The organism is Agathobacter sp. LCP21S3_B2 (assembly GCF_052118705.1).
Lineage (GTDB): Bacteria > Bacillota > Clostridia > Lachnospirales > Lachnospiraceae > Roseburia.
This window is the reverse complement of the sequence record NZ_JBQKGQ010000013.1, coordinates 1-23509: the sequence shown is the minus strand read 5'-3', so window position 1 is coordinate 23509 and position 23509 is coordinate 1. Positions and strand designations below refer to the sequence as shown.

Here is a 23509-nt window from a genome sequence, read left to right as displayed (position 1 = left end):
TTTGTTACTACACCAGCTTTGATATATCTAAAACCAGTGCATCAACCTCCTCCTGTTTTGTGGCCCAGCTGGTGCAGAATCGTACTATAGTGCCCTCTTTTTCTCTTTCCATCTCTTCAAAATAGTACTTCTCGGCAAGCGTCTTCTTCTGCTCATCCGATAAAATCACAAACTGCTGATTTGTAAAGCTCTCAACCCAAAACGGTACCTTCTTCTGTTCAAATGCCTCTTTAATCTGCATGGCAAGCTCATCAGCACGCTTTGTCTTTTCAAAATAATCGCCATTCTCAAGCATAGTGGCAAACTGCAAGCCCATCAGCCAGCCCTTTGCAAGCACTGCACCATTTTGCTTCATATAAGCCTTAAAACGATACTTGATATCCTCAGCATTTATAACCAGCGCTTCGCCAAAGAGCGCACCACACTTTGTGCCACCGATATAAAAAACATCCGAAAGCATGGCAAAATCACAAAGTGTAAGGTCATTTTTATCTGAGCCCAGTCCATAACCCATTCTCGCACCATCAACAAACAGGTACATGCCGTATTTCTTGCAGACAGCACTGATATCGCAAATCTCTCTTTTCGTGTAAAGAGTACCCTGCTCAGTCGGAAATGAAATATAAACCATCTTCGGCTCCGTCAGATACTCAGGCTTTGCATTGTCATAATACTCTGCGGCACACGCCTCAATCTGCGCAGCACTGATTTTACCATCCGTGTTAGGAAGCGCAAGAATCTTATGACCTGTATTCTCAATAGAAGCTGCCTCGTGGCAATAGATATGTCCCGTATCCGCTGCAATCACGCTCTGCACCGGTGAAAGCGCCGCCGCAACCACAACATAATTCGCCTGTGTCGCACCCGGAATAAATTTAATCATGGAATCATCTCTGCCAATAAGCCCCTTAATAATCTGCTCAGCCTTATCGCACCACTCATCCTCACCATATCCCGGATAGCTAGTTGTATTTGTATCCGCCAGTGCCTTCAAAATGCAATCAAATGCACCGCGGTTATAATCGTTATTAAATCTAATCATAAAAATCTTTCCTTTCCTGTCTTATCATTATAAAGAGCCTGCCCCCGCAACAACCGGAGCCTTGCGGAAGATGGGTTGCAAGACGTCCGGGGGGACGTCTGCTCTGCAACGACCGAAGCGGAGCGGAGACCGCAAGACGTCCGGGGGACGTCTGTTCTGCAACGACCGAAGCGGAGCGGAGACCGAGTGAGGTCCGGGGGGACCTCATGCCACGAGCCGACCGAGCCGGAGGCGAGACCTTGAACCATGGGCGCCTGCCCCACAACGACCGTAGCCTTGCGGAAGATGGGTTGCAAGACGTCCGGGGGACGTCTGTTCTGCAACGACCGAAGCGGAGCGGAGACCTTGGACCCATGGGGACAAGGTTCGCTTCCGCTTTTAAAATCAAAAAGGGCTAAGCCCTAAGGCTTAACCCTTTTTAATTTTATAATGCGGAAGATGGGACTTGAACCCACACGATTGCAATAATCACAAGATCCTTAGTCTTGCTCGTCTGCCAGTTCCGACACTTCCGCATGTATTTTGTTTTCGCCGCTTGTCTCACGCGACTTATATATAATATCAGATCATTTTCAAAAATGCAAGCACTTTTTTCAAAAAAATCATATTTTTTTACAGACTCTTTTCATAGCACAAAAACGGCTGCCCAAACAGACTGCATTCACCCACTGTATCAAATCCAAACACTGCATACGAGCGCAGAGCCTTCACATTAAGCTTGTTGACTAAAAAATGCACACTTTTGTATCCTCTCCTTGCGAGCTCTTCCATCCCAAATACCAGCATTTGTCTCGCAATTTTCTGATTCTGAAAATCCGGATGAACCGCAAGTCTTGAAAGCTCAGCCCCGGGTGCCAGCTTATGGCTCCAGCAATCAAGCCTCTCCACCTGTGGATCATCATCAATTGAAATCGCTGCGATAATTCTGTCCTCTTTGCTTCCGGCATCAGCATTAATCTCCTGCCCATCAATCATTACAAACAAAGATTCTCTACCAAGATCAAACTCAATCTCCTTCATTCCCGGATAAGAATCGTCCCATGGACAAAATTCCCTGCCGAGCTGTATCTTATACAATTTTAAAATTTCTTCTTTATTTTCTTCTGTAGCTGCTACTATTTTTCTCATTCTGTTTCTCATTTCCAACTAAATATAATGGTCAAAGGGATTCAACCTTGCAAGCTTGAAGTTTGTACTCTAATGAACATGAAACTACCTTCTTATAAATGAAAAATCATATACATTTCTGAACTTTTGCGTTACTCTCTGATTGTGTGTATAACAATTATAATACGATAACCATACCCATTGCTTCGTTTCTTTTTCTAATCGACAATCCTCCATTTGACAAAATTTCACAACCCCATTTGGTAGACTGTTAGAATTTAATACTTCTGTCAATGCTCTTGAAAATGTATTTTTACATTCTCTAATTTCTTGAATATGTTTTGTTTTTTTCATATTTTCTTCCGCAATTGCTACTTTTTTAATCCGAATGGAATCCCAGATTGTTGATAATCCAACGTATATCCAAGGCGAATATAGTAAATGATACCATCTCGTTCAATAAAAGCACTTGATTTAATCAAATTCGTTTTTTCATTGTTTTTTATATCTCTTTTCATATAAACAATCTCATTTATATCGTTGTTGATTTCCATATTTCATTTACATCAAACCTAATCCATTAACTTCAAATTCGTCTCTCAGTATTACTGAAATTTATTGTTTAAAACTTCTAACAATAAAGTAAACCAGCCATTCTACCACTAATATGCCATAATAAAAGAATTCTACTACATGTAATGTTATAAAAAACTGACAGATAATCTACTTCCCATTTCTATGCTTATTTAGCAACAATATACTCCATTTCTTCGCTTTTAGAAAGAATATCTAAAAGCCTGAACACCGGTCCTGTCGGATGAGTTCTACCACCTTCCCATGCTTCCACTGTTTTAATTGAAACCCCCATATATGAAGCAAATACACTTTGAGTCATCCCCGCCTTTGTCCTAATATCACGTATTTCTTTTCCACTATACTCTTTGACCGGCAAAATCATATATGTTTTTACTCTCCCCGCTCCATATCCTTTCTCATAAGCTATAGCTTCCTCGAGTCCTTCTTTTAAATCCTCAAATAATGAGCTCATAGAAATCACCTCCTGTTTTTAGCAGCTTCCTCTCTCAACGATTTAACTAATTTCTTTAAAATGCTTTTTTCTTCCTCTGTAAGATTTTCCTGACTCTTTTTTTGGAATGCTGTAATCAGATATATTACTTCATACTCCGCAAAATCAGTATAACAAACTCGTACGCTACCACTTTTACCTCTATTTTGGAGAGGAAATCTGACCTTGCGAATTCCACCAGTTCCTTCCATTATAGGTCCTGACACAGGATCTTTAAGTAACATTATCTGAAGTGCTCGTAATTCATCCTCACCTAATCCAATCTCTTTCCATCTTTTTGAAAACAACGGAACCTCTATAAAAGGTCTTGTCATTTGTAATTTTCCCTTCTCTTTTTAACTATATTATACCCTATATTATAGGGTGTCAACACAATTCATCTTTATATATGCCATCCCTCCATTACTTCCGATTTTCTCTACTAATACCAATAAGTAATATTACTTAATCTCAAAAAATTCACTACAAGCATCCCTTAATTCTTTTGGAGCTTTCTTTTCACCAATTCCAACAACTTTCTTACCTTGTCTTCTTAATTCTTTAACAGTATCCGTATAACCTTTGTCAGATGCTTTCCTTAACTCATCTACCACAAAATAGATTTCATCCTCATCCCATCCATCCTTGTTTTCCTTATGACATTTTTCTAAATCTGATCTTGTTTGAAATGCCACATCTCCGATCAGAATACAACCACCCTTTTAATAATGTTTTTAATAATTGAATAAATTGAATTTTCTCATCATCTGTTAGGTGATGTAAGGAATATGTTGCAATAATAAAATCATATGCATTATAGCATTTTTGTAAATAGAGATTGATTCATCTAAAATTATTTTATTGTCGACTGTATTTTACTGCTTTCACGACTGTCTCAATGCAATTAATTGTTAATGCCAAAATGATGATTGATAGAAATACCTTATTGTAGTGTATAAAAACATGTGAAATACCTTCTGCATCCGTTCCAAGTAACTGCTCAATACCATCAAAAAATCCACTATTCATGATCCTATCATTTAACAGCCAAATGCTTGTTAATACTCCATCAATAATATTGGTAATAATGGTAACAAGCATCACTCTTTTGGTATAGCTGCCATCAATAAGTCTCACACTGTCCCTTGTAACACCCAAAATTCCAAATGCAAGAATGAAATACCATGTTTGTCTGATATATTCTAAATTAAAAAGTGGTTCATACACACCTACCCCATTTTTTACAAATGCAATGCATAAAATCTGTGGGCATACAAGAAATACAAGAGTGAAGATAACCGAAAAAACAATTCCTACAATCGCATCTACTTTTGAAATCCTATAAGACTTTTGTGGAACAGGAGGCAAATTATCTATTCCATCATTTAACCCATCCACCTTAATTCCTTTTTTATAAAAGAATGCAAATAATAATGTCACAAATGCAAATCCTGTCAATATACCGCCAAAAATCCCACCGATGGTTCTATAGATAGCTATATACCAGATTGTATGCGATGTTAATGCTGCCATAATTTGAGCAAGTAACATTCCTCCACTGATGCACACTGTCACAATTTTCAATACATACACATATAAACTGTAATACGGCTGTCCAATCAAACAATCCTGTGTTTCACCTTTATATTTCGAAGCCAACTCATTCGGTGTTCCCAGTTCCGTTAGAACAACTTTGATATCACGCTCCGTTGGAGTAACATCCTCACATCGTTCCTCCAACATATCTTGTATGATCGTCTCTAATTCCGCCGCCACGTCTTTTTTCATGGCGGATTTCATATGTTTTGTAACTGCATAAATGTATCTGTCGATCAAATCATTTTTTACCATTTATTCTTCCTCCATTAAAACATTGATTGACTGTGAAAATTTTTTCCAGTGTTCTTTAATTTTTTTATAAACCAGCTTTCCATCCTCTGTGATGATATAATATTTTCTTGGCTTCGTTGCCTCAGTTTCCCATTCACTTTTTAGCAGACCTTGACTCTCTAGTCTTCTCAGTAGAGGATATAATGTATTGCCTTCTATCGAAATACCTTTTCCTTCTAATTCCTTTACCAATGAATATCCATACATTGGTTTATTTAGTTGTGCTAACACTACCATGATGAGTGTGCCCCGTCTGAATTCTAAAATTAATCCTGAAACAATTTCATCACAATTCATCAAATCTCCTCCCTTCGGTATCCTTTATTTAAATTCACTGTGTTTATTGCACTGTATTGTGTGTTGCACACTATGTGTTTAACATAGTATACTGTGTATCACACATCATGTCAACAAGTTTATCCTTTGCATTTTAAATTTTGCATATTATACCCTATATTATAGGGTGTCAACACAATTCATGTGCTCCTTACATTTAATACAATAACGCTGAAAAATGTGGTGTCAGTGATGGGAATAGCCAAGGATTTTGATATAGGATTAGCGATAGTGTAGATAATACAAAAAGGACAGTGTCCTCTCAACACTGTCCTCCCTAACTTTACATGATTGAATTTTCATAATCTTGTAATTCGTGATATATACCTTCTATGATAACCCTATTTCCAGCCACTCTATAAACTAATAAATATCTATGCTTTGCAAAACTTATTTATCATATTGCTTTTCTGCCAACTCTGAAAGTTCTACATCAAACTTCTCATTTTCTTATTTCACCAGCATCTCATAAGTAACCCCGTACTTCTGCGCAATCTCGCTTGCATAGGATTTGCCCTCCGGAGGCGCCACTTCAATCTGATAGGAACGCTCTGTTCCCTTCATGTGCACGATCATGGAAAACGCTTTCCCATCTGTGTGCTCTGCCTTCTGTTGCTCTTCATTCATTTCCTCCACATCAAATGCCAGCTTATGCATATGTGTATTATAAATAGTCCTCATTCCCTTATGTAAAATCGCCCTGACACTATCCTTGGCAATGTAGTATCCCTCTTCAAACGAAGTGGTAGAAAATGATTCATTCATCAAAAGCAGACTCCTGCTGTCAGCATCCTCATATATTGCCTTAAAACGCTTACACTCTTCCCCAAGCCTTCCTAAATCCAATGTCTTGTCCTCATCTGCCGGGAAATGGGTGTAAATACCTGTAACAGGGGAAAATGTAAATGCTTTTCCCGGAATATATATGCCACCCTGCGCCAACACAAACAACTGCCCAACAGCCTGTGTAATTGTCGTCTTTCCACCTCGGTTGGCACCTGTTAAGATATACACTCTCCTATTCCGGTCGAAATCCATATCATTCGGTACAATATTCCCGAACTCCTCTGTCTCAAAAACAGCAAGCTTTAAATTGTAAATTCCACGTGCCTGCATCATATACGGATCAGATTCATTTTCTCCCTCTTTATATACAGAAGCTTTAGCAAAGGTAAAGCCCTGTTCCTGCAATTTTTGGATGTACTGCGCCCATTTGATATAGTAGAGCAGCTCCGGAATCAAGTCTGTCATGTCGGTAATGGTAATAGAAACATATTTGTTCAGTACTTCTCTGACTCTTTTCACCATATGGGAAATCATATGGTTGACGATTCGGTCTGTATAACGAGTCACATCCTTTGCCTGATCTCCCTCGGGAATCTTCACAATGCCACCCCGGCTTTCCGACCGCATAACAGCTGTATCCATCACTTTCTGCATAGGAGTGCTAATCACCGAATCTGCATTCACATCAAATGGCTGAAATTTGAAATTCTTTTTCCATATGGTATCCTCATTGATCCGATCCTTTGACGCAATATGGTCATAAAAATTGCCCAGAATTCCGGACTTGGTAAAATATTTGCTGTTTACAGATATCAGACCGATTCCATCCGCTTCAAAGCGGTCATTCAAGTTAATACCTACCGTAATGCTCTTAAGCTGTGAAGTATCCATTTTCAGTTCTGAGATATCTTTTTTCAGTTCTGCAAATCCGTTGTCCGCATAGATTTTCTCCACATAGGCTTTTAAACCCAGAAAGCCTGCGGAATGAATGTCCGAAGCTGCCAGACATGTATGAAGCGCATCCACGCACTTGATATAATCATTAAGCTCGTCCAGACGATGCAAAAGATCCCAGATGCAGGCACTCTCATCATATTCCCGGTTAAAGCTACCGTACTCCCTCAGAAAGCTGATGCGCTCGAGTATTTCCATAAGATCATCACGCATTTTTTTCTGTTGAAGGACATCCTCGAAAATATCGCAGCGGTACTGTGTCACCGCCGGATCTGCATACATACGCGCCATCACGTTTTGGATGTAGTTCTGCTCCCGCTCCTTTGCTGACAGCTTTTTGCAGATTTGATCCATCCCCAGATCATGCATAGTCACATCACTCAAGGTCCGGTATTGTGCATTTGTATCCGGGTATAATAAACTGTATTTTTTCTGGCTCATAAGCTTGTCCTCTCCTTCTGATCTAATATGCAATTTTGAGCGAAATCCGTATAATTTAGCTTACCCCATTTTAACGCGGAAGATGGAGTGCAGAGGCGAGACCTTGACCCATGGGCGCCTGCCACGCAACAACCGAAGCCATGCGGAAGATGGGGCGAGTGAGGTCCGGGGGACCTCATGCCACGAGCCGACCGAGCCGGAGGCGAGACCTTGAACCATGGGTTCAAGGCTCGCTTCGGCTTTGAACAATAAGACAGGGACCAAACGCTTTGCTTGGTCCCTGTCTTATTGTTCAATGCGGAAGATGGGACTTGAACCCACACGATTGCAATAATCACAAGATCCTTAGTCTTGCTCGTCTGCCAGTTCCGACACTTCCGCATATATTTGATTTTCTGTCGCTTGTCTCACACGACTTTGATATAATATCAAATCAAACCAAATATGTCAACACTTATTTCAAATTTTTTTATTTTTTCAGCTTATATTTTTAAAATACATTAAACATTAATTAAGAAACCTCTTTAATCAATCGAGTCCGTCTTCAATCTGATCCTGAATCTTAACCAGACATTTGAGCAGAATTGGATTAAACGTACCGCATTCCCTATTCAGAATCATCTGCATGGCCTTCTCATGCGAAAATGCCTTCTTGTAAACACGATCGCTTGTCAGTGCATCATACACATCTGCAACCGAGACCACCTGTGCAGATATCGGAATCTCATCTCCAACCAGACCATCCGGATACCCCTTACCATCATACCGCTCATGGTGCCATCTGCATATCTGCCATGCTGTTTTCAAAAGCTTTTCTCCCTTGAACGCATCAATATCATCAAGCATCTTTGAACCTATAATGGTATGTGTTTTCATTATCTCAAACTCTTCGTCAGTGAGTCGTCCCGGCTTGTTGAGTATTTCATCCGCAATGCCGATTTTACCAATATCATGCAGTGCCGACGCAGTAGAGATGAGCTCAATATCGCTGCCACTTATCGTGTATTTATCAGTCTCCACAATAAGCTCCTTTAAAAGCAAATCTGTAAGCTTGTTTATATGTATCACATGACTTCCACTTTCTCCGTTTCTAAACTCAACTATATGGCTCAAGATTGAAATCAGGATTTTATTATTATTCTCACGTCTGTATATCTGATCTGTCACCATCCTTATAAGCCTGCGCTGCTTTGTATACAGCTTAATGGTATTAACCACACGCTGATGTACAATCTTCATATCAAATGGTCTGCTTATATAATCTGACACGCCAAGCTCATATGCTTTTCTAACACAATTTTCAGAGTCCTCACCCGATATCATAATAACAGGAATATCTCCGATCCAGTGATTTTTATTCATATAATTAAGCACACCATAGCCATCCATGTTTGGCATAACAATGTCAAGCAGTACTATTGCTATTCCTGTGCCATACTGTTCGATTTTCTCAATAGCCTCGATTCCGTCTGTTGCCTCAATGATTCTAAAATCGTCATTTAACATTTCTGTCAGGATTTCACGATTAACCTTTGAATCATCAACTATAAGGACCTGCTGTTTTATCTCATCAATCTCTTTATTTGCTATATCCCCATCTTTTTCAGTAATTACAATATTTTTTCTGTTTTTAGCTATATACAAAAGAGAGTCCGCCTTAAGCATCGCATTCATAACAGTTTCATCATCACATATAATGCCTCCGATGCTCACATGAAGCTGGAGCTTTAAGAGCCCGGGAATAACCGTCCTGTTTATAGCTTCGTGAATATCATTAAGTTTTTTGCCAAACTCCTGCTCTGTCACATCATGTATAATTATAAGAAACTCATCTCCACCATAACGGATTACCATATCAGACTTTCTGATACTGCTTTTAATGACATCCGCCACTGCACAAAGAGCCATATCTCCTGCCATATGCCCGAGTGAATCATTGTACAGTTTAAAATCATCTATATCAAGCATCGCCACTCCGGCAGCCTTCATAATATTGTTTTTGACATTTTCCTCATAAAACCGTCGGTTATAGACTCCTGTCAGCGCATCACTGTACATTTTCTCCTTGTAGCTTACAATTTTTGATTCCAGCTTTTTCCTGACCTCTTCATCTGCAATTGTATTATTATCCATGCGGTTTACAAGCTCCATCACGTAATCTTCACCGTCAATATTATAATATCTGGAAATAACCTGATATGCGTCGAACCCGGAAAACTCCATCTTTATACGCTGTACTCTGTCTTTCATTGTCTTTGAAGATATACAATTTGCACATTGCTCGTTTTTCTTCCAGAACGAATAACATGGACATGGGTCTAGTTTATCCTCATTATCACAATCCAGCTCCATGCGCTCCATTCTCTTTTTGTCAATGAGGCGGACCACATCAAAGATTTCCCTGTAATCCTTTATTTTTTCCTCTATCTGCTCCATTGTATATTGCTTCTGCCCGACTATTTCTTTTTTCATGCTAATGCCTCTTTTAGATATATTTACTCTCAAAATCTTTTATACACATAGGCTTATCAAAATAATATCCCTGTATATAATCAATCCCAATGTTTTTGATTATATCATATTGTCTAGAAGTTTCAACTCCTTCTACACACACTTTTACTCCAATAGCATTGGCAAGCTCACTTACCATCCTCACAAATGCATTTGAAAAATCATCATCCCCAAGATGTTCAATGAAACATTTATCGATTTTAATGATATCTATAGGCATTTCTCTTATATGATTGAGAGATGAATAACCTGTACCAAAATCATCCAGTGCCACCGCAACACCAAGCGATTTTATTTCACTGAGTATACGTTTCATCCTGACCATGTCATTGATTGCAAGGCTTTCCGTCACCTCCAGACATAAATTACACGGTTTAATCTTCACCTCGTCTATCACCTTTTTTATCTTTTTTACAACATCATTCTGTAAAAGCTGGACAACTGAAAGATTCACATTCACCTTATAATCAGGATACCCCATATCATTCCAATATTTGCAATGTTTTGCCGCCTCATAGAGCACATGCTCCCCGATTGGATTGATAAGTCCAAGATATTCTGCAAGCGGGATAAAATCTGCCGGATTAATAAATCCAAGCATAGAAGAATTCCATCTGACCAGTGCCTCTGCTCCTGCGCAGGTATCCTCTCCGGTCACATCAATAATAGGCTGAAAGTAAACCATAAATTCCTCACACGCATTCATTGCTGCCTTTCGCATATGTTTCTCAAGGTCAAGCCTTTTAGTACTCTTTCCGTCTATCTTTCCGTCAAAATAAACTATGCGGTTCTTTCCTTCTTTTTTCGCATTAAAAAGTGCAATGTCAGCTTTTCTGATTACCTCCTCAACAGTTGTTGCATCCGTCGGAAAGAAAGCCACACCACCGCTGATTGTACAATAATAATCTTCACCCTTTAAATACCATGGCTTTACAAATATCTGCTGGATATCATTAAGAATATGCTCCAGTTGTGGCATTGACTCGCCTGTCACAATCACTATAAACTCATCCCCACCCATTCTGTAACAATGATTTTCTATACCATGCACATGCGTTAAGCTGTGGGAAATTGCTTTTAAAAGTACATCACCATACTGATGTCCGAGTCCGTCATTTATATGCTTGAAATCGTCCAGATCTATATAAATAAGTGCTCCCGTGCTACTGCTGTTTACTGCATCATTTATGAATCTGTCAAGATCCTGCTCGCATCTCATTCTGTTATAAAGACCCGTGAGAAAATCATTATTGGCCTGCGTTTCCATCTTTTGCTGATAACGCTTTTTCTGTGTTATATCATATAATGTCACAAGTCTGACCTGTCTGCCGTCTACCCATTTGATATCTGTCCGGTGCACGTCAAACCATTTGTCCTCCTCAACCGAATATATTTCCTCAAAGCTTTTAGCATTCGCAGCATCTAAAAGCACATGATTTTCAAGCTGGTTCTGCTCTATTGTATTTCCCAGGAGTGCCTTACACCAACTGTTCATATATAAGATCTCCTGCTTTAATACATCCGCAACATATATGCCACAGCCTGTATTCTCAAGAATGGCCTCGAGTGAAGCATATGAACCGGCAAGTGAATTGGTGGTTATTTTTTTGCCGAGCACGCTCTGTATTACGCATTTTGTATCATTCAAAAAACTGATATCCGACTTTTCCCATGTTCTTCCATCATTTCTGTCGTAGAAGCAGACATACATCTGGCAGTTGTTTTTTATATACATTGGCTGAAAAACTGCAGCATTTATAGCATATTTTCCCATGAAATTTCTGAACTTTTCCGGCCGTACCGAGTTCGATGAAATAATATACTGTCTGCCTGTAAAAAACGGAACCTCGCTCGTGCTTATCGTCTTAAGTCTGTTGTCTCCACTTGATACAATAACCTCAAAACTTGCTCCATCAACATTTTGTCTTATAATAAATGCCCCCGAAAGTCCCAATGCCTTTACTGTGCTCTCAAGTGCCTTTTCTGCTGTAGAAACAAAGCTATCATCCGGCTCTAAAAGCTTTATCACTGAATTGAGCTCCTCAAGCATATGACATTGCTGCTTGATTTCTTCATCACTCTTTTTTATTTTTTCAAGAGCCTCATTGGCAAGGCTCTCATTCTTCATAGTGATAAGAAGCTGCCTGGTCAAAAGCTCTAAAAACTCTAATGCGAGCGACACTCCCTGCTCTGTTGTGGTTAATGTTCCCTGAGGCAGCTTTTCCCTGACAGCATCCGGTATCTTTTCATCAATAAGCGCAAGTGCTGCCCACATAAGCTTCTGTTCCCCATCCACACTGACAGATACTCCATACAGCTTTGCATATTCAACATCAAGAGGCTCCTCTATCACGCTCTCAACAGCGCAATCCTCCAGCCTGCTCAGGAGATTCATATACCTGCTTTCTCCCGCAATACTGTGCAAAAACACCTTTTCGTTTTCTGTTCCATACGCCTTTGTTATAACACCATCTTCACGGTTCAGGCACGAAAGGTATACTCTGTTTGCCCTGCAAAAATAATCCTGTATTTTTTGAAAAAGTGTGGGTTTTGACATATTAATTCTCCTAAGTAAAATCTAATCCTATACCATATACCTGATTACAAAAAGATAAAAGCCTTTTTTGTCAAGTATACAAGTTTCCTGCAACAACTTATACTCCGGTCTGAGCCTTATCTGTTTCTTCACAAAACCAATCTCATTTGAATACATAACAATAATACCGCCCTTTGCCAGTATCTGCTTTGCCTTATCAAAGAACCTCTCATAAAACAGCTCCATTTCAGAACGTGTCTGTTTTCCTCTGACAGGCATATCCGTTATAAGCTCATCGAATTTATAGTCATGTTTGAAATCAAAGAAATCCCTATGTATAAAATTAATTCCTGTTTTAGCAATTCTTGCATTTTCCCTGCCCATTTCAATGGCATCACCGTATATATCCGTCGCATATATCTCCCTCGCCGGTACTGCGAGCTTACGCTCTATCAGCATTGTTCCCACGCCGCAAAAAGGATCCATGATCTGCGCATTTTCTTTTAGATATGGCTTTGCAAGCTCTACCAGAAGTGCTGCTGTTGATGGATGAATTGATGTGGACAAAACATTTTTACGATACGTAAATCTATCATCCTTAACAGAGCAAAGCCTTAAGCACGGAAAATAACTGCCATCTCTGGTCTGTATTAATTTAATCACGATTTCATAATTGTTTGCTGAGTTTATCAGCTTACCGCCGGAAAGTCTGTCTAATGCGGCAGAAAGGCGACTTTGAAACTCCCCATCTGCGCTGCTTTCTATCCTGTAATAAAAAGGTCCCGGTTCCCTGTGCATGCGTCTTAATATATCATACATATCTGATTTCCAGAGCTGTGATGCCATCTCCCTTTCATCACCTGACAGAAGGCCTTCTGTATTTATCATGAAATACATCTGTCTATATGTACGCACCTTCATGATAAGCCTGATATTATCTGTTTTTACAATCACGCCGAGCGGGTGAAGCTTTGTCTCCTTAACCGGAAGCTGGCGCCTGACAATCTCTCTGTGCAGCTTATTTGTGGTGAGCAAAAGCTCTGCTCTGACGCCCTCAAGTATTGGTGTATGCCGTTTGATTCCATTATATTTAATCAGGATTTTATTTATCTCACGCAGTTCTTCATCAACATGTTTTCTGTTTTCTTCAGTTATCTCAGTCTGTTCAAGAAGCTTTTTCTGGTCTACAAGCTTTGGGACAAGCTGCGGTATATCAAGCTGCAAAAGTGCAGTCAGATATGAGCTCTTCACAAAACGTGTATTCTCTGATTCATATGCTTTAAATAAATCATCAGCAAGATGTGAGATTTGTAAATCACCGATCAATAAAGCAGCATTTTTTCTGGTCTTCGCATCCTCCGATGCCAGAAAAGAAATAAGTAAATCATCATGTTCCTTAAGAAGCTCATAAGCCTGCACCTTACACTCCTGCTCCTTTATAAGGCTCCTCAATCTACTAAGATTCTGACGTGTATTTTCCTGTTTTAACAATTCTTCAATAACTTCTCTCATCTTTATTTAATCATCCTTTAATTATTTTCCGTCGAATTTTCCTTTGGCACACCATTTTCTTTGATATAGTTATCCAGATCCCTGTGAAACTGCTCCCACGCATCCTCATGCTCCACGAAGTAGAGCGGACACTTCTTTCCTGTCACATCGTAATGTCTTATTACATCATCCGCACTCAGATCATACCGTCCCATAAGCCATGTCGTGAGCTCTATAAGTGACTGGTATGTACTGTCATTGAACTTTCCGGTCTCATCCTCTATACAGCACTCTATTGATATGGTGTCATTGTTTCTGTTATTTGATGCATACGATATCTCATTGCACGGTATGCACTGCACTATCTCACCCTCTAATCCTATCACAAAATGTGAGCTTGCTTTGGTCTTTTTGGTCTCTGCCAGGCCGTTGAAATAGTCTCTGTTTTGTCTGGCTGTAGTCCCGGGATTTGCTGTGTAATGTACAACTATGCCGTTTGCCTTCTCAAGTGCCTTCTGTGGTCTGGAATACGGATTGGGTGTCAGCAGCTCTACATCCAGCTTTGGCTCTGTGGGATTGTAGAGAGTACTGGTCACCTCTGCCTTTACCTCTTCCTGCTTTGCCTTTCTGGCTCTTTGCACTCCCACTATGATTATCGCAGCAATTAAAATTATTATCATGCCTATCACAACGGCATCAGTTATGAGCTGCTTCCTTCGAACCTGTGCGCGGTGTCTCTTTCTATATGCTTCGCGCTTTTTCTGCCTTATCTTTTCGTACTCGTCCATTTAATTATCCCCGGTTATCTCTTTTGTTTGCTTTTATATCTCTACTCCAAGCTTTTATAAACATTTGCATATATATAAGAATATATTAGCACAAATCGGCTTATTATGCCACATAAAATAATACAAAAGCACCAGATATTACGACGTAACATAATACCCGGTGCTTTATTATAAATGTGTATTCTTATTATTAATCACACTTAATCTCGTGAACCCATCCATCCGGTCCATCAATGTGCCCCATCTGGATGCCTGTAAGTGTGTCACGAAGCTTCTTGGTGACAGGTCCCATCTCGTCCATACCGCTTGGGAAGCAGATTTCCTTGCCGTGGTCTACAATCTTTCCTACCGGTGAGATTACTGCTGCTGTTCCGCAAAGTCCACACTCAGCAAAATCCTTTACCTCATCAAAGAGCACCTCTCTGTGCTCAACCTTGAGTCCTAAGTACTTCTCTGCAACTACCATCAGTGAACGGCGTGTGATTGATGGCAGGATGCTGTCTGATTTAGGTGTAACAAATGTGCCATCCTTTGTGATAAATATGAAGTTTGCTCCACCTGTCTCCTCTACCTTTGTACGTGTTGCAGGATCGAGGTACATATTCTCTGCAAAGCCCTGTGCGTGTGCATCTACAATGGCATGAAGACTCATTGCATAGTTGAGTCCGGCTTTGATATGTCCTGTTCCGTGAGGTGCTGCTCTATCAAAGTCTGACACACGGATTGTGATTGGCTTTGCGCCACCCTTGAAGTATGGTCCTACAGGTGTTACAAGGATTCTGAACTGATACTCATCAGCAGGCTTTACACCGATTACTGCGTTTGTTCCCATAATATATGGTCTGATATAGAGTGTAGCGCCTGAGCCGTATGGTGGGACCCATGCTGCATTTGCCTTTACTACTTCCTCAACTGCCTTTACAAATCTATCCTCCGGGAATACTGGCATCTCAAGTCTCTCACATGAATCCTTAAGACGCTGTGCGTTTAAGTCAGGTCTGAAGCAGACAATTCTGCCATCCTCTGTCGTGTAAGCCTTAAGTCCCTCGAAGCATGTCTGTGCATACTGGAATACTCCCGCACACTCATTAAGTGTCACTGTATGATCCTTTGTGAGCTGTCCATCGTCCCACTTTCCATCTTTATAATTAGAAACATAGCTGTAATCTGTTTCCTGGTAGCCAAAACTAAGGTTTGACCAATCGATATCCTTCTTTTCCATCTTTATATCCTCCGTTTCTTTACGGATCCGATATAACCTAGTGTTATCATATATCGGGTCTATTATCATTTATGCTCATTCTAGTACAATAGGAAAAAAATGTCTAGTACTATTTTTTTATAATAACCATAACTTAAGTTTCTATATAATTTTTTAACCATTCAAAACTTTTTATCTTATAAAATAAGACCTGACTTTTTCTTACTTTTTTCAATTGCCGTATTGAGCTTTCCAAACGGGCACCCAAGCAGCAGACCAATCACCAGTGATACGGCTATAAATATAAGAAGGATTGCAAGATCCCTGCCATAATCAAAGCGGTACATGCCGCCCACGCACTCTCTTAGGGCATTCATGGCATAGTTAAACGGCATAAACTTATACAGCGCTCTGTACACCTGTGGCAGCACCTCAACCGGGAATGTGCCACCTGCGCCTGCCACCTGAATGACCATAATGACTACTGCTACAGCCTGTCCCACATTGCCCCAGGCTGCTGTGAGCGAGTACATAAGAAGCGTGAATACAAGGCTTGTCAGCGCGCTTGCGCACCAGAAAAGGAACGGATGCCTGCACTGTATGCCGACGAAGAACAAATCACCTAGTACCGTCACAAGTGTCTGCAGCTGTCCTATCACGAAAAATGTAATATATCTGCCAAAAAACTTATGTACGCTGTTTACTTTGCCAAGTGATTTTATATCGTCAGTGTCCTTTACCTTTGTTTTCACAAGTGCAACAGTTATCAGACCTCCCACCCACAGAGCCAGCACTGTGTAAAACGGTGCCATGGCTGAGCCATATGTGGATATCTCATATATCTTCTGCTCATCCATAGACAGCGGTGATGTCACAAACTGCGCAATGAGTGTCGGATCTGTCCGAAGCAGCTTTACAATCTCATTAAACTGCTCATCGTTTGATAAATTGTCAAATCCTGATATAACATTCTGTAAACCATCTCTGATCTGCTGTACATACTGTCTGGTATTTACAATATCGGCATTTCCTGATTTAAGAACTGCCGAATAATCATCGAGTGCTTTTTGTATATCCGGAAAGCTGTTGTCCAGAGAACCAAGCATGGACTGTGTCTCAATAAGTGCATATTCTATATCATATACCGCTCCTGTGAGATTCGGTGACACGCTGTGGTCAAATGTATTTTTAAGTGTATCTATTGCAGACTTGGCACTTGACACATCGGCTTTTATCGACTCCTTAAGAAGCTTTAGCTTATCTGCCGTCAATTCAGTATCAGACTTAAGGTCTTTTATCTGTGTTTTAATGCTTTGGATATTTTTTCTGACAGCCTCTATCTGCGAGCTATCCACTCCCTTTAAGCCTTGAATGGTGGCAAGCGTATTCTCAGCAAGCTGCTCTACCGTATCAAAGCCGGCCACAGAAACAGATATATCCGCAGTATCGGCATCAGCTAATCCCGACGCATTTAAGAGCTGTATGGAGTTTTCCAGCACATCGAGCTGGCTGTTTATGTTTGATAAGCTTATGTCGACCATCTGTGTGATGGTTTGTGCTGTCTGCGCCCCCGAGAGCACTGATGACTGCATGCCGCTTACCGATGACTGTCCCCCGTCAATCAGCCCCTGCACACTCGGAAGCAGTGACTGTGTCGAGCCTATCAGGCTGTCTGCTGAATCCGTCAGCATGGCAAAGGTATCGAGCATGCCTGCATATGTAGAAAGAGTCGTATCCATATCCTTTAGCTTGTCAACAACCGTTCCGGCCAGGTTATCGCCTGATTTGCCGTCTCCCACTATGAGCTCTCCCGACTTTGACGCTATCTCCGTAATCGTGCTCACCATTGAAGAGTTTACAGACTGCTGCACCGTGGTCTTGACCTTTGAGGTTATCTTTGTTGCTATGGCATTTTTCTTGCTGTTTTCATAGTATTCTATCTGCGGATTGACCGGCTCACCGCTTAGGAAGCTAAGCATATCAGCCGAAAAATCCTTCGGCACAATAAAGGCTGCATAGCACTTTCCACTATAAACATACTCCAGTGCCTCTTTACTGCTATCTGTGAAAATCCAACCAATTGCATCGTTTTCCTTCAGCCCCTTTATGACACTGTCTCCCATACATAGCTTTAAATCACTGATGCTCATCCCCTCATCCTCAGAATATACTGCTATGTGCATCTGTGATGTAGCTTCCTCTCCGTAAGGATCCCAGTTGGACATAATATTAAACCATGCGTACAAAGCAGGGATGATGCCAAGTCCCATAATAATGACTATGGCAACCACATTTGTAGATATGCGTTTCAGGTCAGCCAGATATATTTGAAATATTTTTTTCATTGCTCGGCATCCTCCCCTGTACTTTGCTGCATCGTATCAAATCTCTGCTCCACTCTTTCGGCTATTTCCTGCACCCTGTCCTCAATCTGCACGACAGGACTCACGCTCATATTCTGCGCATCACTGCCGCTTATCTCATTCATCTTCTCCTGCAGCTTATAGTCCACATACTCGACTCCGATTAAATACACTGCGATAGCAAACAGGCTCACTATCCACAGCACAAGAAAAATGATTTTTGAACTGTCCGGTACAATCATCAGCAGCACCAGAAAAAAGAGTGGAATGATGTATATGCACCTTAATCCTATTTTTATCCGTTTTTGATTCTGCTCATGTATGGTCTTTTCATATCCGACCAGCTTATCGTACATCTCGCGCAATCTCTTATCATCGGATAGTGGCTGCTCATTCACATTATTATTTGCATTGTTATTCATATCATTATCCATATTGGAATCTTTATTACTGTTTCTATCTTTATCCTGCATACTTTCCTTCCTGCTTTATAGCTTACGGCACATCAGAAGCACCATATTAATATGTCAATTATCAATTTATTAATTGTACATTTAACTATAGCATCTCAGTATCTTCCATACGCTTCTCTATAAAATGATTGAGTCTGATAAACGGCTTTCGTATCACAAGTCCTATCACCAAAGAGGTTGCACCAAAAAGTAAAAGCGTGATATAACATTTGCCAAGTGTATTTTCGTACATACCTCCTATACACTCCCTCATCGCATTTATCGCATATGGGAATGGGAAGAAAATATACACTGCCCTGAAAAATGACGGCAGCGCCTCTATCGGATATGTGCCGCCGCTTCCTGCAATCTGAAGCACCATGACAACCACCGCCAGTGCCTTTCCTATATCACCAAAGGATATGGTCAGTGAATATATGAGCAGTGAAAATGTAAGGCTTGTCACTGCGCCTGTCACAATAAATGAAACCGGATGCACACACTGTATTTTAAGCAGATATAAATCACCCAGCACAATGATAAAAGTCTGTACCTGTGACAGTAAAAAGAATGTCAGATATCTGCCAAAATAAAGCTGTGAAGGCTTTAGTTTCCCAAGTCCCTTAGTGTCTGCGTGAACCTTTACCAGTGAAACAAGTATAGTCATGCCCACCCATATGGCAAGTGTTGTGTAAAAAGGTGCTACTCCGGAGCCATAATTGGCTATCTCGTAGATATAATTATCTGATACCTGCACCGGCTCTGAAAAGAAGATGCCAAGCTTTTCAGGATTCCCCGAAAGAAGATTCACTATGATATCAGCTTTTTCATCCTCAGAGGCTACTTCAAGCTTGTCGAGTGTCGTATTTATCTTGTCAGATGCTGATTCTATGACTCCCTTAAGCTGTGTCATGCTCATATTGAGTGTATCAAGCGTACTGTCCACTCCGTCAAACACCTGCGCCATAGAGCCTGATGTCTGACTTAGATTGCCAAGTGTGGTCTGCATTGAATCAAGAACAGACGACATACTGCTTATCATGCCGTCCACCTGTGGCACTATCTGTGAGGTATATGTATCATTCACTGCTGACGCGGTCGATGAAAGAGCCGACATTACGCTCTTAAGTGTTTCTGCAGAATTCTGTGTCTTCCCCGATAAATCCACATACTGTGTGCTTTCTATCATGCTCTTTGTCTGTTCCTTGACAAGCTCTATATTGGAAATAATTGTGCCGACATGGGTATCGTCCATATCCGGCTTTATTTTGTTGATTTTGTCCTCAAGAGTGTCAATATTACCTTTCAAATCATCCGCTGACTGTTTAATATTTTGCACATCACTTTGAATAGTATTTACATCCTGTGACAGATTTGCATCTGAAATCTGCTTTGATATATCATCAATCGAGCTCTTCACCTTTGCTAATGCCGATGTGATATCTGCGCTAAAGCTGTCGAAAGATTGTCTGGTGGACTGCAGATCATTTTTACTCTCTTCAAGCCTGTCTGTGCCCTTTGCAAGCTTATCCTGTCCATCTTTGAGTGCTTCGCCCGTTTCTTTTGACACCTGTGATAATGCCTTATTTCCGTCAATAAACGTATCTATCATGGCATCGTACTGCGCAAGACTCTCAGATACCGCTTCAAGCTTACCTGTCATCTGCCCCACAGCATCCTTTTCCTTCACGTCATCGGATATTACGTTGGTCTCCTTAAATACCTGCTCTGCAAGCACCTTTATAAACTGCTTATTAATACTTGATTTAACAGCACTTGCTGCGCTGTCCGTTATCTTTGTCGCAACAGCATTTTTCTTGTCGTTGAGATAGTAGGTAATCCTTGGATTTTCAATATTGTCAGCTACACCATGATACATGCTGTAGGTAAACTGCTCATCTATGACAAGTGCAGAATAATATCTGCCTGACTTAACACCCTCAACAGCCTTTTCCTCTGATTTAACAAATTTCCATCCTATAGTATCCTTTTGCTTTAATGACTCTACCACACCATCGCCCATATTGACAGTTTCGCTGTCATTCTTCGTCCAGCCCTTGTCCAGATTGACTACTGCAATTGCTATATTTCCGGTGTTGCCATACGGGTCCCAGTTGGCATAGATATTAAACCATGCATACAGCGCCGGCAGCACGCACAGTCCAATAACTATAATGAGTACAAGCACATTTCGGAATATGCCGCACATATCTCTTTTAAAAATTCTTAAAATATCAGCCATGAATCATCCTCTTATATCCGGTGTTTATATCCGGTGCTGTTTAAGCTCCCCAATAAAATACAATGAGCCAAATGCAACATTTTTCGTATCTCTTTTCAGGTGCTTTCTTATCTCATCAACTCCTGAAAGCTCTGTTGCTTCAACTCCCTCTTTTCTGATAAAATCAGCAAGGTGCGATGCCTGCAGTGCCCTGTCTGAATCCGGTGTCACTGTATAAAACTCCTCAGCAAAAGGTAAAATCTCACGTATCATCACATCATAGTCCTTATCAGCCATGACTCCCATGAAAAAGCAAAATTTCTCACCCGGATACATCTGCATGAGGCTTTCCTTAAGCGCATCAACTCCATTGCTGTTGTGTGCTCCGTCCACTAGCAGAAACGGCTCCTTTGATACTATCTCCATGCGTCCCGGCCACACAGCTTCTTCAAGAGCGCTTTTTATCCTTTTATTCAGGTCTGTTTCCTCTCTCTTTGGCTCTGTCTTATCATATTGCATTTCGTATTCCAGCCCGCTATAGTGCTTTCCCAGCACATACCGCGCCGCAAGCTCTGCCGCTGCTGCATTCTCCCACTGAAATGTGCCACAAAGTCTCAGTGCGTAGCCGCTGCAGCGTGCTATATCGCTTTGCTCCACAGTGATTATCCTTGCATGCTTTTTTTGCGCTTCCTGCTCAATCACCTGCATAGCACGTTTATCCTGCTGTTCCACCACCACTGTGCCGTTTTCCTTTATGATACCGGCCTTCTCAGCCGCTATATCCGCTATATCACTGCCAAGGATAGCCATATGGTCATAGCCTATCTTTGTAATAACGGCACATTGCGGTGTGCCGATTGCATTCGTTGAGTCAAGCCTGCCTCCGAGCCCTGTCTCAATGACCATATAATCGCACTGCTGCTCCTCAAAGTACAAAAGAGCCATAGCAAGGCAGTAGTCAAACATCGTAAGCCCTATACCAAAATCTATATCAAGCAGATAGTTTCCAAGCCGTGTAACATCCTCCTTAGGTATCATACGCCCATCAACAGTGATGCGCTCCTCAAAATCCACCAGATGCGGTGATACAAACGTGCCTACCCTCATATGCTCTTTTTTTAATATACTAGAAAAAAAAGCGCACACCGAACCCTTTCCATTGGTGCCTGCCACATGGATATACGGTATTATGCGCTTTTGCTTTCCTTTTTCTCTCAGCACGTTTATTACCTGTGCCGTCACCACCACTCCGGGCTCATTGCCGAAACGGTGTGTGTTTTCTATTTTGTTTAAAACCTGTGTGTAATCTAAATTTCCCATGCCATCATTATAATATATCCGGCCGATAAAATAAAGGCCATATCCTTATACTGCTATAATAATGCCCCCGTCATTTGCATACATGCTTGAGATGCCGGCAGTATCCACAATGACAATCTTCTTAAATCTGGCAAGTTTCTCAAGGCATGCCTTCACATACTGCGCACGCTCCGGGCAGTTGCAGTGTGAAATTGCAAGAATCCTGTGCTCACAGTCCTTTGTGGCAGCCACAACATCCTCTACCATCTTGGCAAGTGCCCTCTTCATGCCTCTGGCCTGACCAAGCTGCTGGATTGAGCCTTCATCTGTTGAGCCCATGACAGGCTTTATATTTAAAGTGCTGGCCACAAAAGCCTTCAAGTTGCTTAATCGTCCTGCCTTTCTTAATGTATCAAGAGTCTCAAGCACAAAGAATGTATTCATGGAAGAAATATACTCCTCGGTCTGCTTTACAACCTCATCAAATGAAAGTCCACTCTCTTCAAACTCCTGTACCTTCATGCCGATTAGTGTCTCGCCTATAGATGCTGAGCGGGAATTGAATACATAGATTTGCTTGCCACAGTCCTCATGCTCCTCGTTGTACAGATTGACTGCTAAAACAGCGCTGTTGTATGAGCCGCTGAGCTTTCCCGAAAGTGTGACAACATAGATATGATCAGCCTCTCCCTCAAAGGACTGCATATATTCCTCAGGAGACGGGCATGACGACTTTGGTCCCTTTACACTCTCCTTTACTCTTCTTAAGAAATCATGCTGGTCAAAGCTCTCATCATCGCGGATTCTGTATCCGTCAACATCAAGCTCGAGTGCCACATTGCAAAAATGTCCATCCTTCTTAAGGCTATCTGTGAGCTCACCACAGCTATCTATTATAATCTTATACATATCTATTCCTTCCTATTCTGTCAAGCCTAAAATGTAGATTTTTCAAGGCTTTGACGTATTTTTATTACCTCTAAAACAGAGCCGAGGGTGATGAATATCGTAGTATCGAGTACCGA

The 23509-nt window shown here is 41.0% G+C and carries 19 protein-coding genes and 2 tRNA genes; all 21 read right to left on the bottom strand.

The window, feature by feature from the left end; genetic code table 11:
- Nucleotides 1–7: 7 nt before the first annotated feature.
- Nucleotides 8–1042, bottom strand: a complete 1035-nt coding sequence (locus ACTQ1L_RS10375) for a threonine aldolase family protein (RefSeq protein WP_441367010.1) — start codon at nt 1040–1042, stop codon at nt 8–10.
- Nucleotides 1043–1472: 430 nt separating this feature from the next.
- Nucleotides 1473–1557 (bottom strand) — tRNA-Leu (locus ACTQ1L_RS10370).
- A gap of 97 nt (nt 1558–1654) precedes the next feature.
- On the bottom strand, nt 1655–2170 hold the full coding sequence (locus ACTQ1L_RS10365) for a GNAT family N-acetyltransferase (RefSeq protein ID WP_117993185.1): 516 nt from the start codon (nt 2168–2170) through the stop codon (nt 1655–1657).
- Between the two features lie 350 nt (nt 2171–2520).
- Nucleotides 2521–2667: a hypothetical protein gene (locus ACTQ1L_RS10360; RefSeq protein WP_441367008.1), complete on the bottom strand. Its 147-nt coding sequence runs from the start codon at nt 2665–2667 to the stop codon at nt 2521–2523.
- 224 nt (nt 2668–2891) lie between these two features.
- Entirely contained in the window at nt 2892–3197 is a 306-nt protein-coding gene (locus ACTQ1L_RS10355) for a helix-turn-helix domain-containing protein (protein WP_117719380.1), read from the bottom strand.
- 5 nt (nt 3198–3202) lie between these two features.
- The gene (locus tag ACTQ1L_RS10350) at nt 3203–3550 is read right to left on the bottom strand and encodes a type II toxin-antitoxin system RelE/ParE family toxin (RefSeq protein WP_441367007.1); all 348 of its coding nucleotides are present in this window, start codon (nt 3548–3550) and stop codon (nt 3203–3205) included.
- Between the two features lie 126 nt (nt 3551–3676).
- Nucleotides 3677–3910: an NYN domain-containing protein gene (locus tag ACTQ1L_RS10345; protein ID WP_441367005.1), complete on the bottom strand. Its 234-nt coding sequence runs from the start codon at nt 3908–3910 to the stop codon at nt 3677–3679.
- A 163-nt stretch (nt 3911–4073) separates the two neighbouring features.
- On the bottom strand, nt 4074–5066 hold the full coding sequence (locus ACTQ1L_RS10340; RefSeq protein ID WP_441367003.1) for a hypothetical protein: 993 nt from the start codon (nt 5064–5066) through the stop codon (nt 4074–4076).
- A complete protein-coding gene (locus ACTQ1L_RS10335; protein ID WP_012743197.1) occupies nt 5067–5402 on the bottom strand; it encodes a PadR family transcriptional regulator in 336 nt (111 codons plus the stop codon).
- A 489-nt stretch (nt 5403–5891) separates the two neighbouring features.
- Complete coding sequence (locus ACTQ1L_RS10330; RefSeq protein WP_441367001.1) at nt 5892–7622, bottom strand: MutS-related protein; 1731 nt, start codon at nt 7620–7622, stop codon at nt 5892–5894.
- A gap of 296 nt (nt 7623–7918) precedes the next feature.
- Nucleotides 7919–8003, bottom strand: a tRNA-Leu gene (locus tag ACTQ1L_RS10325).
- Nucleotides 8004–8150: 147 nt separating this feature from the next.
- Nucleotides 8151–10094, bottom strand: a complete 1944-nt coding sequence (locus tag ACTQ1L_RS10320; RefSeq protein ID WP_441366999.1) for a diguanylate cyclase — start codon at nt 10092–10094, stop codon at nt 8151–8153.
- Between the two features lie 13 nt (nt 10095–10107).
- Nucleotides 10108–12690, bottom strand: coding sequence for an EAL domain-containing protein (locus tag ACTQ1L_RS10315; RefSeq protein ID WP_441366997.1), 2583 nt, complete (start codon nt 12688–12690; stop codon nt 10108–10110).
- Between the two features lie 27 nt (nt 12691–12717).
- The gene (locus tag ACTQ1L_RS10310) at nt 12718–14181 is read right to left on the bottom strand and encodes a TRM11 family SAM-dependent methyltransferase (protein ID WP_441366995.1); all 1464 of its coding nucleotides are present in this window, start codon (nt 14179–14181) and stop codon (nt 12718–12720) included.
- Nucleotides 14182–14198: 17 nt separating this feature from the next.
- Entirely contained in the window at nt 14199–14948 is a 750-nt protein-coding gene (locus ACTQ1L_RS10305) for a peptidoglycan recognition protein family protein (RefSeq protein ID WP_441366994.1), read from the bottom strand.
- Nucleotides 14949–15138: 190 nt separating this feature from the next.
- Complete coding sequence (locus ACTQ1L_RS10300) at nt 15139–16239, bottom strand: branched-chain amino acid aminotransferase (RefSeq protein ID WP_321110301.1); 1101 nt, start codon at nt 16237–16239, stop codon at nt 15139–15141.
- Between the two features lie 107 nt (nt 16240–16346).
- On the bottom strand, nt 16347–18494 hold the full coding sequence (locus ACTQ1L_RS10295; protein ID WP_441366992.1) for a YhgE/Pip family protein: 2148 nt from the start codon (nt 18492–18494) through the stop codon (nt 16347–16349).
- Entirely contained in the window at nt 18491–18985 is a 495-nt protein-coding gene (locus ACTQ1L_RS10290; RefSeq protein WP_441366990.1) for a hypothetical protein, read from the bottom strand. Before ACTQ1L_RS10290 ends, ACTQ1L_RS10295 begins: the two co-directional genes overlap by 4 nt.
- Nucleotides 18986–19070: 85 nt before the next feature.
- Nucleotides 19071–21206: a YhgE/Pip family protein gene (locus tag ACTQ1L_RS10285; RefSeq protein WP_441366988.1), complete on the bottom strand. Its 2136-nt coding sequence runs from the start codon at nt 21204–21206 to the stop codon at nt 19071–19073.
- Nucleotides 21207–21230: 24 nt separating this feature from the next.
- Nucleotides 21231–22505, bottom strand: a complete 1275-nt coding sequence (locus ACTQ1L_RS10280) for a bifunctional folylpolyglutamate synthase/dihydrofolate synthase (RefSeq protein ID WP_441366986.1) — start codon at nt 22503–22505, stop codon at nt 21231–21233.
- A gap of 45 nt (nt 22506–22550) precedes the next feature.
- A complete protein-coding gene (locus ACTQ1L_RS10275) occupies nt 22551–23393 on the bottom strand; it encodes a DegV family protein (protein WP_441366984.1) in 843 nt (280 codons plus the stop codon).
- Nucleotides 23394–23509: the final 116 nt, after the last annotated feature.

Excerpts from the sequence above, each read along its gene's own strand:
- ACTQ1L_RS10375 (WP_441367010.1), bottom strand. The coding sequence starts at position 1,042 with ATGATTAGATTTAATAACGATTATAACCGCGGTGCATTTGATTGCATT.
- ACTQ1L_RS10365 (WP_117993185.1), bottom strand. The coding sequence starts at position 2,170 with ATGAGAAAAATAGTAGCAGCTACAGAAGAAAATAAAGAAGAAATTTTA.
- ACTQ1L_RS10360 (WP_441367008.1), bottom strand. The coding sequence starts at position 2,667 with ATGAAAAGAGATATAAAAAACAATGAAAAAACGAATTTGATTAAATCA.
- ACTQ1L_RS10355 (WP_117719380.1), bottom strand. The coding sequence starts at position 3,197 with ATGAGCTCATTATTTGAGGATTTAAAAGAAGGACTCGAGGAAGCTATA.
- ACTQ1L_RS10350 (WP_441367007.1), bottom strand. The coding sequence starts at position 3,550 with ATGACAAGACCTTTTATAGAGGTTCCGTTGTTTTCAAAAAGATGGAAA.
- ACTQ1L_RS10340 (WP_441367003.1), bottom strand. The coding sequence starts at position 5,066 with ATGGTAAAAAATGATTTGATCGACAGATACATTTATGCAGTTACAAAA.
- ACTQ1L_RS10335 (WP_012743197.1), bottom strand. The coding sequence starts at position 5,402 with ATGAATTGTGATGAAATTGTTTCAGGATTAATTTTAGAATTCAGACGG.
- ACTQ1L_RS10330 (WP_441367001.1), bottom strand. The coding sequence starts at position 7,622 with ATGAGCCAGAAAAAATACAGTTTATTATACCCGGATACAAATGCACAA.
- ACTQ1L_RS10320 (WP_441366999.1), bottom strand. The coding sequence starts at position 10,094 with ATGAAAAAAGAAATAGTCGGGCAGAAGCAATATACAATGGAGCAGATA.
- ACTQ1L_RS10315 (WP_441366997.1), bottom strand. The coding sequence starts at position 12,690 with ATGTCAAAACCCACACTTTTTCAAAAAATACAGGATTATTTTTGCAGG.
- ACTQ1L_RS10310 (WP_441366995.1), bottom strand. The coding sequence starts at position 14,181 with ATGAGAGAAGTTATTGAAGAATTGTTAAAACAGGAAAATACACGTCAG.
- ACTQ1L_RS10305 (WP_441366994.1), bottom strand. The coding sequence starts at position 14,948 with ATGGACGAGTACGAAAAGATAAGGCAGAAAAAGCGCGAAGCATATAGA.
- ACTQ1L_RS10300 (WP_321110301.1), bottom strand. The coding sequence starts at position 16,239 with ATGATAATAGACCCGATATATGATAACACTAGGTTATATCGGATCCGT.
- ACTQ1L_RS10295 (WP_441366992.1), bottom strand. The coding sequence starts at position 18,494 with ATGAAAAAAATATTTCAAATATATCTGGCTGACCTGAAACGCATATCT.
- ACTQ1L_RS10290 (WP_441366990.1), bottom strand. The coding sequence starts at position 18,985 with ATGCAGGATAAAGATAGAAACAGTAATAAAGATTCCAATATGGATAAT.
- ACTQ1L_RS10285 (WP_441366988.1), bottom strand. The coding sequence starts at position 21,206 with ATGGCTGATATTTTAAGAATTTTTAAAAGAGATATGTGCGGCATATTC.
- ACTQ1L_RS10280 (WP_441366986.1), bottom strand. The coding sequence starts at position 22,505 with ATGGGAAATTTAGATTACACACAGGTTTTAAACAAAATAGAAAACACA.
- ACTQ1L_RS10275 (WP_441366984.1), bottom strand. The coding sequence starts at position 23,393 with ATGTATAAGATTATAATAGATAGCTGTGGTGAGCTCACAGATAGCCTT.